10 protein-coding genes are annotated in these 13,247 nt (G+C 74.1%); 6 read left to right on the forward strand and 4 right to left on the reverse strand.

Translation table 11 applies throughout. From position 1 onward, the window contains the following. Nucleotides 1-111: 111 nt before the first annotated feature. Nucleotides 112-864 carry a glutathione S-transferase family protein gene (locus tag DB32_RS47280; RefSeq protein ID WP_075098060.1) on the forward strand — a complete coding sequence of 251 codons (753 nt, stop codon included), beginning with the start codon at nucleotides 112-114 and terminating at the stop codon, nucleotides 862-864. Between the two features lie 172 nt (nucleotides 865-1,036). Further along, complete coding sequence (locus DB32_RS29880) at nucleotides 1,037-1,987, forward strand: hypothetical protein (RefSeq protein ID WP_053236055.1); 951 nt, start codon at nucleotides 1,037-1,039, stop codon at nucleotides 1,985-1,987. A 37-nt stretch (nucleotides 1,988-2,024) separates the two neighbouring features. On the opposite strand, the gene DB32_RS29885 is transcribed toward DB32_RS29880, so the two are convergent. After that, nucleotides 2,025-2,876, reverse strand: a complete 852-nt coding sequence (locus DB32_RS29885; RefSeq protein ID WP_083457931.1) for a helix-turn-helix transcriptional regulator — start codon at nucleotides 2,874-2,876, stop codon at nucleotides 2,025-2,027. 222 nt (nucleotides 2,877-3,098) lie between these two features. On the opposite strand from DB32_RS29885, the gene DB32_RS29890 reads away from it, so the two are divergent. Further along, nucleotides 3,099-3,845 (forward strand): hypothetical protein, encoded by a 747-nt coding sequence (locus DB32_RS29890; RefSeq protein ID WP_157069546.1) that lies wholly within the window; start codon nucleotides 3,099-3,101, stop codon nucleotides 3,843-3,845. A 23-nt stretch (nucleotides 3,846-3,868) separates the two neighbouring features. On the opposite strand, the gene DB32_RS29895 is transcribed toward DB32_RS29890, so the two are convergent. The 3 genes from DB32_RS29895 to DB32_RS29905 form a co-directional block, all read right to left on the reverse strand. Continuing rightward, a complete protein-coding gene (locus DB32_RS29895; protein WP_053236058.1) occupies nucleotides 3,869-6,394 on the reverse strand; it encodes a hypothetical protein in 2,526 nt (841 codons plus the stop codon). Nucleotides 6,395-6,634: 240 nt separating this feature from the next. Beyond that, on the reverse strand, nucleotides 6,635-7,312 hold the full coding sequence (locus DB32_RS29900; RefSeq protein ID WP_053236059.1) for a helix-turn-helix transcriptional regulator: 678 nt from the start codon (nucleotides 7,310-7,312) through the stop codon (nucleotides 6,635-6,637). A gap of 7 nt (nucleotides 7,313-7,319) precedes the next feature. Continuing rightward, nucleotides 7,320-7,736 carry a DUF1761 domain-containing protein gene (locus DB32_RS29905; RefSeq protein WP_053236060.1) on the reverse strand — a complete coding sequence of 139 codons (417 nt, stop codon included), beginning with the start codon at nucleotides 7,734-7,736 and terminating at the stop codon, nucleotides 7,320-7,322. A gap of 83 nt (nucleotides 7,737-7,819) precedes the next feature. On the opposite strand from DB32_RS29905, the gene DB32_RS29910 reads away from it, so the two are divergent. From DB32_RS29910 to DB32_RS29920, 3 genes are all read left to right on the forward strand, one after another. Then, on the forward strand, nucleotides 7,820-11,146 hold the full coding sequence (locus DB32_RS29910; protein WP_157069547.1) for an HYR domain-containing protein: 3,327 nt from the start codon (nucleotides 7,820-7,822) through the stop codon (nucleotides 11,144-11,146). Between the two features lie 232 nt (nucleotides 11,147-11,378). After that, complete coding sequence (locus DB32_RS29915; protein ID WP_157069548.1) at nucleotides 11,379-12,053, forward strand: hypothetical protein; 675 nt, start codon at nucleotides 11,379-11,381, stop codon at nucleotides 12,051-12,053. Further along, nucleotides 12,050-13,201: a c-type cytochrome gene (locus tag DB32_RS29920; RefSeq protein WP_083458584.1), complete on the forward strand. Its 1,152-nt coding sequence runs from the start codon at nucleotides 12,050-12,052 to the stop codon at nucleotides 13,199-13,201. Before DB32_RS29915 ends, DB32_RS29920 begins: the two co-directional genes overlap by 4 nt. Nucleotides 13,202-13,247 lie beyond the last annotated feature (46 nt).

Below are 13,247 nucleotides of genomic sequence, written 5' to 3' on the forward strand. Positions count from 1 at the left end.
TTCGACGCCGGCAAGGACGCTCGGCGGCGCGGATCCGCGCCCTCGATCAGTCGCGACGGGCGCGTCGCCCGTCGCGTCGCGTGGGCGCGCTCGGGTACGCTCCGCCCGTCGATGATCACGCTCTACTGCCTGCCGCCGCTCGATCGGGCGCCGAGCCTCAGCCCCTTCTCGATGAAGGTCGAGACCTACCTGCGGATGACCGGCACGCCGTACCGCTGCGTGCACGTCGTCGACGCGCAGCGCGGCCCCAAGGGGAAGGTGCCGTACATCGAGGACGGCTCCGTCCGCCTCGGCGACTCGGGGCTCATCCTCGAGCACCTCGCGCGCACGCGCGGTCACTCGCTCGACGCGGGGCTCTCCCCCGCGGAGCACGCGACCGGCCACGCGGTCCGTCGGATGCTCGAGGAGCACTTCTACTGGGTCGTGGTCTACTCGCGGTGGTTCCACGGCCCGCACTGGCCGCGGATGCGCGAGGTGTTCCTCGGGCACCTGCCCCGACCGGTCGCTCGCGCCGTCGGCGAGGTCGCGCGCGTCGCGATGCGCCGGACCCTGCGCGCCCACGGCATCGGCCGGCACCACGAGGACGAGATGTTCGCGCTCGGTCGGGCGGACCTCGACGCGCTCTCCGCGACGCTCGGCGAGCGCTCCTTCCTCCTGGGGGACGAGCCGCGCTCGTACGACGCGATCGCGCATGCGTTCGTCGCGAGCGTGCTCGACGTCGACATGGACACGCCGTTGCGCGCGCACGCGCGAGGCCTCGAGAACCTCGTCGCGTACGGGGATCGGATGCGCGCCCGGTACTACCCCGAGATCGCCGCCCCGAGCGCGTCGGCTCCTGCGCGAGCGACGCCGGCGTCGCGCTGATCCACAGCGCGATCGCCGGAGCGCCGCGCGCGCTCGCTCTCTCGGCACCCCGGCGCGCGAACGACGCTCGCGCTCGGGCCTGAGGATCCCCTCAGTGCACGACGCCGCGGGGCGTCGCGCATCGTTCCCTCGGCCTCGCTCTCGAGCGCGAGGCACGAGGAGGGATCGCGCGATGTCGAGTCGATTCGGTTGGGGAAGCACGCTCCTGGGGTGCACGCTGCTGCTGCAGGCGTGCGTGGCGGAGGTGGGTGCCACCGCGCCCGCGGCGATCGAAGCCGAGTCGCTCGTTTCGCTGCCGCCGCCGCCGCCGCTGCCCACGTGCCCGCCGCGCATGGAGATGGTGTCCGGGGGGTGCACGCCGACGCCGATGTTCGTCGGCGGCGTCGAGCTCTGGCTGCGTGCGGACCGCGGAGTGCAGACGACGCGGGGTGGACGCGTCGTGCGCTGGGGGGACCAGTCCGGAAACGCCTCCCACGCCGACGTCATCGTCGATGGTACCGGGCCCGTCGCCATCACCCCGAGCTGGCTCGCGCCGCGCCATGCGCTCCGCTTCGCGAGGACGGGCGAGTGGTCCGCCGCCACCGAGGACGTCGGCGTCCTCGCGGTCGATCTCTCGGCGCTCGCCGAGTCCGCCGACACGACCGTGATGATCGTGGCGACGCGCTCGGACGTCCTCACGAACGACGCGCATACGCTCGTGCTCGGCAGCGGGACCGGCGCCGCGCAGTGCCGCGAGGCGTTCGCGATGGGCTGGACCGACGTCGTGTGGGCGACGATCACGAACGGGTGCGAGGCGACCCACGCCGTCGCGTGGCCGACGGGTGATCCGCAGATCCTCACCGGCCGCGTGCGTTCCGGGTTCCTGGGGGCGGGTCATCAGCGCTCGCTCCTGGTGGACCACGCCGGAACGGGCGCGGTCGGCACCTCGTTCGCGCCCTTCCTCGACGAGGGGCCGATCGACGGCCGGATCGGGCGGGGCTTCGGCGGCAGCGCCGACACCCGGTTCGAGGGCGACGTGCACGAGATCGTCGTCTTCGATCACGCGCTCGAGGGCGATCCGGACGACGCGACGACCGAGCTCGGGATGGCGACGAGCTGGCTGCGTCGGCACTGGTCGATCTGAGGCTCGGGTCGCGGTGGCCCGTCGAGCGGCTCCCCGCTCACATCCGGAGCAGCTGAGCGATCAGCGCGGTCCGGGACGGTGCGCCCGCCTTCCGCAGAACCGACGAGACGTGGAGCTCGACCACCGAGATCGAGCGCCCCCACCGCGCCGCGATGTCCTTGTTGGAGGCGCCCGCTGCGATCAGCGCGAGCGCCTCGCTCTCTCTCGGGGTCAGACCCCAGGCGCTCGCGGCGCGCGCGGCCCGCGCCTCGTGGTCCTCGCCGCCCGCCGGCCGAGCGGCGTCCCTCGAGCGCGCGAGGAGCTCGGTGACCAGCGCGCGCAGCGCCACTTCGGGCGTGGGCGGACGGTGCGCGGGGCGCGGAAACGCCCGCACGCGCAGCGTCGCGCCGTCGATCTCGTGCTCGCAGCGGATCGCCTGCGGGAAACGCGGCGGGATCGCGGCGCGCGTGCCGCCGAGCACGATGCGCCAGAACGCGGCGCTCGAGCGGTACGAGTCGGCGTGCTCGTAGGTCAACAGGAGCTCGCTCCCGCGGTCTTCGAGGCGACACGAGACGTGCGACGCGAAGCTCGTCATCGCGACGTCGGACATCACCCGGAGCCGCTCGCGCTCGTTGGCGACGCCGCTCGCGAGCCCACGGGCGAGCGGCGACATCGCCGTGAAGCGCTCTGCATACGCCACGAGCGCGTCGGGCCCGCCGAGGTCCGCTTCGATGCGCTCGACGAGCTCGACGAAGTCGTCCCAGGGCACGTGCCGGTCCGGGTCACCGAGCGGACCGACCGCGAGCCCATGCGTGAGCGCGTCCCGCCGCCGCGGTGCGCTCTCGACGTGCGTCAGCACCAGATCGACGGCCAGGCCTCGGACGGGTCGGAAGGTCGCACGGGGTCCCATCGCGGACCCACTCTACCGCCTGTCGATCGTTCGTCGCAGCCCGTCGAACGACGTCGGGATCTCCGCGGGCTCCGCATCCGCGACCGGCCGACTGCGTCCCGCCGAGCGCGCCCGCGCCGCGGCCCACGATGACCGCCGCCCCCGATGTCGCGACGCACCGCTCGTTCACCGCGGCTTACGATGGTCGGTGCGCCAGCGTCACGCGCATGCGAGGGATCGCCCGTGCGTGACGCCCTCGCGTTGGTCTTCTCCCTGACGGTCACGGCCATCCTCGCGCTCGCGGTGTGGCGTCGGCTGCGCGGTCCGCTCACGCGCGTCGGGCTCCGCGCCGAGCCCGATCGCCCACGCTCGTTCGGTTACAAGTCGACGTGGCTCGCGCTGCGCTCGGACGATCCGCGGGAGGTCGTTTCGGTGCTGCGCGCGACCGATCCGCGCTTTCGAGACGCGACACCGTGCAACTGGGAGCACGGCTTCGCGCGCGTGTTCGGTGCGCCGATGTCGCGCGATGCGTTCGTGACGCCCTCGGTCGCCGGATGGGTCTTCGTCGTCGGCTACACGCCGCAGGCGCACCCGGCGACCTCGACTCGCGGAGACGCGCAGGCCGCGCTGCGCGCGCTCGAGCAGCTGAGCACCTCTCTCGCGCGGCCGCTCTGGTACTTCGGCTCCCATCGCGGCGTCGACTATGTCGACTGGGTGGCCGTGGAGGATGGCCGGACGAAGCGTGCCTATGGCCACTCCGATGGAACGACGCTGTACGACGTCGGCGCGCCGACGCGCGACGAGCAGGAGCTCGGGCTCGTCTTCCACGACGCCGCGCGGAACGCGCCGGACGACGAGCAGGACGCGCTCTCGGAGCGGCTGCCGAACGAACGCACGGTCGTCGAGCTCGCGTCGCGCTGGACGTGGACCCCGCTCGAGCTCGACGCGTGCGAGGAGCCGAGCAGCGGTGTCCTGGTGCGCCTCCGCTGAGCGATCCCCGGCAGTGTGCGCGGTCACGTGCGCGCCGAGCGCGTGCGACGAGGCGCTACCGCACCCAGGTCGCGCCAGACCTGGCGCAGAACGGAGGCCGGTCGTCGTACGGCCGAGCCCCGCGCGTCACCGTCTCGCTCGCGGCACCTGCCGACGTCATCGCTGCTGGCGCGCCCGACGTCGCGCTGCACGAGGGCACGTCGATCCAGGCGCGCATCGCGCGCACCTGGGAGCTCACGCGGCGGCTCTTCGCCGGCCGAGCGACCCGCGAAGTCCCGCGTCGCGAGCTGCCCGGCGAGGTCTTCGATCTCCGTGCGGAACGTCGACGAGCCACCGCGCGAGCGCTCTCGCGCGAGCTCGCCCCGTCTCGCTCGGGGTCGGGCGCGGCGCCGCGCGATCGCGAGCCCGAAGGCGGCGAGCACGAGCCACGCCGCGGCCACGGGCTGCGATCCGGCGCCCGCGCGGCACGCGCACCCGCCGCTCGACCCGGCCATCGCATCGCCCGCGTCGAGACGCCCGGCGTCGCCGCCGGCCGAAGCATCGCCGCGCACCGAAGCATCGTCGCGCACCGACGCATCGTCGCTCACCGACCCATCGACGCCGGCGTCGGTGCACGCGTCCGTATGAGTGCACGCATCCGCCTCGCACGCGTCGTCGGTGCACGGGTCTCCGTCGTCGCACTCCGAGCTCGCGTGGCAGCACTCGGGCACCGCGGTGTGGCTGCAGGTCCCGCCCGGGCCGCTGCACGCGTCCGCGGTGCACACCTCGCCGTCATCGCAGTCCGAGTCGAGGTTGCAGCAGCCGGCGATCGGCGTGTGCTCGCACGCGCCGCCGGGCTCGGTGCACGCCTCGGAGGTGCAGAGGTCTCCGTCGTCGCAGTCGATCGGAGCGCCGCTCGTGCACGCGCCCGCCTGGCAGACCTCGGCGCCGTCGCACGCGATCGCATCCGCGCACGGAGATCCGTCGGCCACCGAGACGTCGGTCGGGCACGCCGTCGCGGCGCCGGTGCACGCCTCCGCCGCGTCGCAGATCCCCGCGGCGCTCCGGCAGATCGTCCCCGCCGCGACGAGCGCGTCGGCGGGACAGCTCGCGGTGCCGGTGCACGTCTCCGCCACGTCGCACGCGCCCACGGCCGCGCGGCACGTCGTGCCCGGCGCGGCGAGCGCGTCGGCAGGACAGGCTGCCGTGCCGGTGCAGGTCTCCGCGACGTCGCACCCGCCCGCGGCCACGCGGCAGGTCGTGCCCGGCGCCGCGAGCACGTTCGCGGGGCACGCGGTGCTGGTCGGAGAGCAGGTCTCGACGGGGTCGCACGCGCCCGCGGACGCTCGACACGTGGTCGTGCTCGCGACCGCGGCGCGGAGCGGTCCGCACGTGCCGTCGGTCGCGCCTCCGCTCGCCACGCTGCACGCCCGGCAGTCAACAGCGCCGCCGCCGCACGCGTCGTTGCAGCACACGCCGTCCACGCACGTGCGCGCGCCGGGGCAGTGCGCGGCGGCCGTGCAGAACCCCGAGTAGATCACGATCGTGTCGGTCGCGGTGCGCCCGCCCGCGTCGGTGACGCGGAGCGTGATCGTCTGCGGCGACGGCGAGGTGCTCGGCAGCGGTCGCGTCGCGCCGGTGCCGAGCGATCCCGAAGCCGAGCTCGACCACGCGTACGTGTACGGCCCGACGCCGCCGGTCGCGGTGCCGGTGAGCGTGATCGGGCCGGCGCTGAACGCGACGTGCTGGGCCGCGTCGGCCGGCGCGGTGATCCGCGCGACGAGCGGCGCCGGCGAGAGGAACGTCACCGAGACGGCCGTCGCCGACGTGTTCCCGCCGTGCCAGGCGACCGGGTAGAGCTCGACGCCGCTCGGCTGGATGCCGGTCGGCGGGTACCCCGTGCTCGAGTTGTCGTAGATCCACGCGCCGCCGGTCGGCCCTCCGCAGCTCGCGTCGCACGGGCGCCAAGCGACCTCGGGGTACGACCAGAGCGCGTGCGCGGGATCGACCGAGGCGTGTAGCGGAACCGCGTAGTACCTCCCTCCGATCGGGTTCATCCCGATCTGCGCGAGGAGGCGGTTCGCCGCGTTCGCGAACATGGACCAGGCGGTCCCGACGAGCAGTCCGCCGCCACGCTCCTGCAGCGCGCGGAGGTAGTTCCGGAGGAGCGCCAGCTCGCCTGCGGGAGGCGTCCCGGTGGTCCACACCGACGACAGGATGCGCGCGTCGAGGATCGCGTGGGGTCGTCCGCGGTCGACGTACCACTGCCCGACGCGCGTCGCCGCGGCGACGATCGGCGTGGCGGTGTCGGCCCCGGCCGTGAGGTCGATCCACCAGATCTGCTGGAACGTGTCGAGCGAGGGCAGCGGCGCGCTCGTCGTCGTCACGTGGAACGTGCTCACCGTCGCGCCCGCAGCGGTGAGCGTCGTCCCGATCCGCGCGACCTCGGGCCCGTAGGTGACGGCGCCGTCCTCGATGGTCACGATCGCCACCCGTTGAGCGCGCGCGGTCGCAGCGGCACCGAACGAGATCGCGAAGAGAGCGGCCGCGAGGGCGTGGATGGTGCGCATGTCGAGGCTCCGGGGCCGCGATCGCCGCGGCTCGAAAAGAACGCCCACGCTAGCACTCCAACGCCCTCGAACGGCACCAGTACGCGCCCTGATCGGCGCTCGCGAGCACGGCATCCGGGCCGCACGTGATGCCGCGCGAGTTGACGTGCTTCACACACGCGCTCGCCCACGCCCCGGGAGGAACGAGAGGCCGTGCACGTTGATGCGCGTGACCTGCCCGTGCGCGAGCTCGTCGGGTTCCTACCCCGACGATGCACGCCAGCGCCGCCGGAGCGCGGCGGGCCCCTCGGCGTAGCGCGTGCGGAGGAACTCGATGCGGCGGATGCGATCGACGCGGAAGATGCGGAAGTCGTCGCGCAGCTCGCACCACGCGATCACCACCCGCACCCTCGTCACGTAGCCGACGAGGAACGGGTGGATCACGCGCTCGCTCGTCGCTTCGTCGGCGTCGGCGTACTGGATCGCGAGCTTGCGGCCCGCGCGACACCACTCGCGCAGACGCGGCACGTCGGGCTCGCTCGGGCTCGCTCGCCGGCGCGGCGGCGTGCCGACCACCGGATCGTCGATCAACGGGCGAAGGCTCTCCGGGACGATCGCGGCCACCTTCGCGCGCACGTCGAGCGCCGCGCGCACGAGGTCTTCGTCCGCATGCGCGACAACCCACTGACAGCCGAGCGCGACCGCTTCGATCTCGTCGGCCGTCAGCATCAGCGGCGGCAGGTCGAACCCGCGATCGAGCACGTAGCCGACGCCCGCCTCGCCTCGGATGGGCACTCGCTGTGCGACGAGCGCGCCGACGTCGCGGTAGATCGTCCGCTTGCTGGTCTCGAGCTCGGCGGCGATCGCGTCTGCGGTCATCGGGCGCGTCGCGCGCCTCAGCACCTGGATGATCTCGAACAGTCGGTCGGCCCGACGCATGGGAGGACTACCCCAGGCCGACGAGGATAACGCACGACATCAGGCTCCCGAGCACGAACATCGGCGCGTTGATCGCGGCGTAGTGGAGCGGCCGCGGGAAGAGCGGGTTGATCGCGATGTTCACCGTCATCGCGACGAGGTACCCGACGCCCACCACGAGCCCGAGCCCGAGCGCGTCGGCGAACGTGGTGATCCCGAGCGCTCGCATGAGCACCGCGCTCGTGACGATCGTGGCCGCGCTGCAGACGAACGGACCCACGAGGAAGATCGCGCTCGGCTTCTCGGGCGGACGGTCGGCGATGCCGAGCGCCACCGCGTACTGCTTGCCGAAGAGGCCCATGAACCACACTCCGCCCAGCACGAAGTGCGCGACGCTCGCGAGCACCACTGCGAGCCAATTCACCTGCGACAGCGCGACGATCATGACGCTCCTCCTTCTTCGGTCGGGCCCTCGCGCCCGACGAGGTGGAGATAGCGGAGGCCTGCTGCCACCGTTCTGTCAGCAGCGTGACGCGCTCCATCACGCCGCGGCCGCACCGTGACCAAACCGGGACTAGCGGTCACCCTAGCGCCGGCATGAGCGAACCTCGGACCTCCCTCCGCGTCGGTGTCTGGACGAGCCTCTTGATGATGCTCGCCGCGTGCGAGCCGAGCGCGCCGCCGGCTGCTGGCGTCGTCGCTGGAGAGCTCGTCGGGTGGAGCCCGCTCCCACAGCTCGCGGCGCCGCGAGGACAGCACGCCGCGGCGCTGCTCCGCGACGGCCGCGTGCTCGTCGTCGGCGGCGTCAACCGCCTCGGCTTCGTCACGGCCGCCGAGGTCTTCGATCCCGCCGCCGGCACTTGGTCGAGCGCCGGGAGCCCGGGAATCCAGGGAAACGTCACGGCGGGGCTGGTCCTGCCGAGCGGCGAGGTCTTCTTCCACGCCGACAGCGGCGACACGGCCCTCTACGAGCCGGCGACCGGCGCGTGGTCCGCCGGCCCTGCGATCCCCGGGCGCACCTTGGCGACGTTCACCCTGCTGCGAAGCGGCCAGGTCCTGATCGCCGGCGGCAGCAACGAGGCGTCGGCCGTCCTCTACGACCCCGCGACGGACGCGGTCACCCCGACGGGCTCGATGGAGATCGCGCGACGGGCCGCGACCGCCGCGCTCCTCCGCGACGGCCGGGTGCTCGTGGTCAGCGGGTTCAACTCCTCCGGGAGCGAGGTCCCGAGCGCGGCGCTCTACGACCCTGCGGCCGGCACGTGGACGGCTGCGGCCCCGCCGCTCGTCCCGCGCCACTACGCCACCGCGACGCTCCTCCCCGACGGGCGCGTGCTGCTCGCGGGCGGTTTCAGCTCCGCCGGCGTGACCAACCACGCCGAGCTCTACGACCCCGTCGCCAACACTTGGACCGCGACCGGAGCGCTCTCCCGCGCGCGCAACGGCCACAGCGCGACGCTGCTGCCCTCGGGCGAGGTGCTCGCCCTCGCCGGCGCCGACGGCGCGCGAAACCCCGTCGCGCTCTCCGAGCGCTACGACCCGGCGACCGGCACCTGGACTGCGACGACCAACCTGGCGATCCCGAGCGAGAACCACACCGCCACGCTCCTGCCGACCGGCCGCGTGCTCGTCGCCGGCGGCTTCTCGCTCTCCCCCGCGACGACCTTCTACGAGCGCGCGGATCTCTACGATCCGGGCGACGAGCGCTGGGTGCCCGCCGGGAACCTCGCCCAGGGGCGCGCGCCGGCGACCGCGCTCCTGCCCACCGGCCGCGTGCTCCTCGCCGGCGGCCGCGGGGTGGCTGGCGTCTCGTCCACCACCGAGATCTACACGCGCAGCTCGAACACCTGGGCACCCGCGGCACCGCTCGCCGCGGCGCGCGAGCGGGCGACCCTCACCGTGCTCCGGTCGGGCGAGGCGCTCATCGTCGGCGGCTCCAACGGGGCCGGGCCGTTGGCGACGGCCGAGCGCTTCGATCACGCTGCCGACGTCTGGCAACCGGCCGGCGCGATGACGTCTCCGCGCGACGGTCACACCGCGACGCTCCTCGCGTCGGGCAGCGTGCTCATCGCAGGTGGCGGGGACGCCACCGCCGAGCTCTACGATCCCGCCACCGGCACCTGGTCCAACGGCGCGCGGATGGCGACCGACCGCACGAACCACGCGAGCGTGCGGCTCCCCGACGGTCGCGTGCTGGTCGTCGGTGGCGAGCAAGGTGGCGTGCCCCTGGCGTCCGCCGAGCTCTACGACCCGGTGACGAATGCGTGGTCGCCCGCCGCGTCGCTGAGCCAGGCGCGCGCGTCGTTCACGCTCGTCCTGCTCCCCTCGGGCGGCGTGCTCGCCGCCGGCGGGACGACCCTGGCCACCGAGCTCGCCTCGGCAGAGCTCTACGATGCCGTCGCGAACGTGTGGTCGCCGGCGGGCACGCTCACCGGGCCGCGCGCCAGGCACGCGGCCGTGACCCTGCCGTCGGGCATCGTCCTCGTCGCGGGCGGCCAGGGTCCCGGCGGCGCCGTGCTCGCGACCGCCGAGATCTTCGATCCCGCCACCCGTCGCTGGGAGCCGGTCAGCGGCCTCGCGGCGCAGCGCCTGCGCCTGGGCCTCGAGGTGCTGCCGTCGGGCGAGGTGCTCGCCGTCGGCGGCCAGGGCGCCGGCGGCGCTTGGTTGGCGAGCGCCGAGCTCTTCGAGCCGACGGGCGCGCAGCCGGCGTGGCGTCCGGTCGTGACGTCCACGACGCTGACCCGCGGCTGCCCGAGCGCGATCCGCGGCACCGGGCTCCGCGGGATCTCCCAGGCGAGCTACGGCAGCACCATGAGCTCGCCGACCAACTACCCGGTGGTGCGTCTGACCGCCGCGGAGGGCGGCCGGACGTGGCCCCTCGCGAGCCGCGACGGGTCGGACACCGGCGTGACGATCGACGTGCCGCCCGACGTCCCGCCCGGCCCCTACGTGCTCACGGTCTACGCCAACGCGATCCCCGGCGGCGCGATGGCGACCGTCGTCGACAACACGCCGCCGGCCGCCGACGACGGCGCGGTCACCACCCCGTACGGCGTGCCCGTCGAGATCACGCTCGGTGCGACCGACGTCGAGGGGGACGAGCTGACCCTCACGATCGTCACCCCGCCGGAGCACGGGACGCTCGGCACCATCGAGTCCGGCCGCGTGACCTACTCGCCCGAGCCGGGCTTCGTCGGCGCCGACACCTTCGTGTTCCGCGCGCGCGACTGCGGCCTCGACGGCAACGAGGCGACGATCGAGATCGCGGTGGTCGATGCCACGGCGCCGAGCGTCACCTGCCCCGCCGACGTCGCGGTCGTGACCGACGGCGCGAGCGCCTCCGCGACCTGGCCCGCGCCGACCGCGAGCGACGACGTCACGACGTCGCCGGCGATCGTCTCCTCCGCGGAGCCGGGAAGCACGTTCCCGCTCGGCACGACGACCGTGACCGTCACCGCGAGCGACGGCGCGGGGAACACCGCGACCTGTACGTTCGACGTGACGGTGCGCGACGACACCGCGCCGGCCGTGACGTGTCCCGCGGACGTCGACGCCGAGGCGACGGGCTCGACCGGCGCGGCGGTCACGTGGCCGCCCGCGACCGCCGACGGCGCGACGCTCACGTACTCCGCGGAGTCGGGGAGCACGTTCCCGCTCGGCACGACGACCGTCGAGGCCACCGCGACCGACGCCGCGGGGAACACCGCGACCTGCACGTTCGACGTGACGGTGCGGAGCGCGCGGGCGCCGAGCAGCGGCTGCGGCTGCGGCGTAGCCGGCACCGCGCGCGGCGGCCTCGAGGTGCTCCTCGTCGGCCTGGTCCTCGGGGCGCTCTGGTCGAGGCGGCGGCGCTGATCGGAGAGACCTCGCGTCGACCGAACGAGCTCGGATCGCGAACGCGGTCCGAGCTCGTCCCGCATCTCATCGGGGGACGACCGTCCTTCGGGAAGCAGCGAGTCACGCGGCCGTGCTCCTCGTTGTCGCGGGTGGCCGCAGCCTCGAACCACGCGAAGTCGGCATCGCACGCACCTGGCACGGCATGCCGGTCGGCGGAGCGTGCGGGAACTCCGAGCGCGCGCGGTTGTCGATGCCGACCGTGCGTACCTCGATCGTCGTCCTCGCTGCGCTCGTGCTCGCTCCGGCGGACGCGGTCGCCTGCCACAACGTCACCGTGATCGAGGTGGACCGCGTCGCGCGCCGCGTCGACGAGGCCGAGCAGACGCTCCTCGCGGGCACGACGCGCGAGTCGATGCGTGGTGCAGCGTGGTCCCTGCGCGTCCTGCGGGGGAGCGACCCGGAGTACGAGCTCGTCCTCGACGGACCGACGGCCGAGCGACGCGCCCGCACGCTGCGCGCGCGCGCCACCCGCGTGCTCGCGCTCGCGGTCGTGCGGCGCGAGGGCCGCGTCGACCGACGTCGGTGGGTCCCGACCTCGCGCGTCTCGGAGGAGGCGCGCCGCGAGAACCTGACCTGGGCGCTCGAGGTCTTGGCGGATCAGGATCGAGGCGACGAGCCGCGCGCCCGAGCGAGCCATGCCGAGGCGCTCGCGCGCTTCGACGCGCACCGCGAGGAGGCGCGCCGCATCCTGATCGAGCTCGCCGATCGCGATCTGATGCCCGACGCATGGGGCTACCGCGTGCTCGCCGAGCTGAGCGACCGCATCGGCGATCACCCGCGGCGCGATCGCTCGATCACGACGTGTCACGCGCGGGCGGGCGCGCTCGCCGACGCGATCTGTCCGCGGCTCGTCGCGGTGCGATGAGGCGCGCGCTCGCGTGCGCGCTCGTCCTCGCAGCGGGCTGCACCGCCGAGCCGGCCCCGGCCCCGGTCGCGATCGCCTCGCGCTGGGCGATCCGAGGAGATGCCGCGCGGGGCCGTGCGCTCTTCGAGTCGATGGAGTGCACGCGCTGCCACGAGCACCCCGTCGTCGAGCCTCCGCCCGCTGCGCGCGACTGCACCGGCTGCCACCGCGCGATCCACGCGGGCACCCACGATGCGCCCGCCGCCGCGATCGCGCGCTGGAGCGCGCGCATCACGAGCCTCGTGCACGTGCCCGCGCTCGGACGCTCGCGCCTCTCGCGCGATTGGATCGCGCGCTTCCTGATCGAGCCCCACGACGTGCGTCCCGCGCTCGCGGCGACGATGCCACGGCTCCCGATCGACGCGCGGGACGCCGCCGATCTCGCGACGTTCCTCGTGCCCGACGAGCCACTGGACGGCGCCCCGCTTCCACGCGACGCGGAGACGATCGCGCGAGGACGAGCGCTCTTCGAGGCGCGCGGGTGCGCGAGCTGTCATGCGCCCTCCGCGATCGGCACACTCGATCCCGCGCTCGCCCTCGCGCCCGATCTCCGCTGGACGCGCGAGCGCATGACCGACCGCGCGATCGTCGACTGGATCCTCGACCCCTCGCCGCCGATGCCACGCCTCGTCGCCGCGCGCGAGGACGCGGTGGCGATCGCTGCGTACCTGGTCTCGTCGGCGCTCGATCCCATCGAGATCGTGACGCCCGCCGATCCGCTCCCGCTCCTCGACCGGCCGGTCTCGTTCACCGAGGTCCGCGATCGCGTGCTCCGGCGCACGTGCTGGCACTGTCACTCCGACGCCGGCCTCGCGCTCGGAGAGGGTGGTCCCGGCAACACCGGGGGCTTCGGCTTCGCTGCGCGCCGGCTCGATCTCTCCGACTACGAAGGCGTGATGTCGGGATCGCTCGACGACGCGGGGGAGCGGCGATCGATCTTCCGCGAGGTCGACGGAGTGCCCCTCCTCGTCGCGGTGCTCGAGGCGCGCGCCAGCGAGGAGCGTGGGCACGCGAGCGAGCTCCGCGGCATGCCGCTCGGACTCCCCGCCGTCTCGCCCGAGGAGATCCAGATCGTGCGCTCTTGGATCGCGCAGGGGCGACCGCAGTGAGGGGAGCGGAACGGCGTGCAGCGTGCGGACGACGAGCACGCCGAGC

Source organism: Sandaracinus amylolyticus, from assembly GCF_000737325.1.
In the GTDB taxonomy this organism is placed as follows: Bacteria; Myxococcota_A; Polyangia; order Polyangiales; family Sandaracinaceae; genus Sandaracinus; species Sandaracinus amylolyticus.

Bases quoted from the DNA above. Each gene is read 5' to 3' on its own strand.
- DB32_RS47280 (WP_075098060.1), top strand. From the start codon at position 112: ATGATCACGCTCTACTGCCTGCCGCCGCTCGATCGGGCGCCGAGCCTC.
- DB32_RS29880 (WP_053236055.1), top strand. From the start codon at position 1,037: ATGTCGAGTCGATTCGGTTGGGGAAGCACGCTCCTGGGGTGCACGCTG.
- DB32_RS29885 (WP_083457931.1), bottom strand. From the start codon at position 2,876: ATGGGACCCCGTGCGACCTTCCGACCCGTCCGAGGCCTGGCCGTCGAT.
- DB32_RS29895 (WP_053236058.1), bottom strand. From the start codon at position 6,394: ATGCGCACCATCCACGCCCTCGCGGCCGCTCTCTTCGCGATCTCGTTC.
- DB32_RS29900 (WP_053236059.1), bottom strand. From the start codon at position 7,312: ATGCGTCGGGCCGACCGACTGTTCGAGATCATCCAGGTGCTGAGGCGC.
- DB32_RS29905 (WP_053236060.1), bottom strand. From the start codon at position 7,736: ATGATCGTCGCGCTGTCGCAGGTGAATTGGCTCGCAGTGGTGCTCGCG.
- DB32_RS29915 (WP_157069548.1), top strand. From the start codon at position 11,379: ATGCCGACCGTGCGTACCTCGATCGTCGTCCTCGCTGCGCTCGTGCTC.
- DB32_RS29920 (WP_083458584.1), top strand. From the start codon at position 12,050: ATGAGGCGCGCGCTCGCGTGCGCGCTCGTCCTCGCAGCGGGCTGCACC.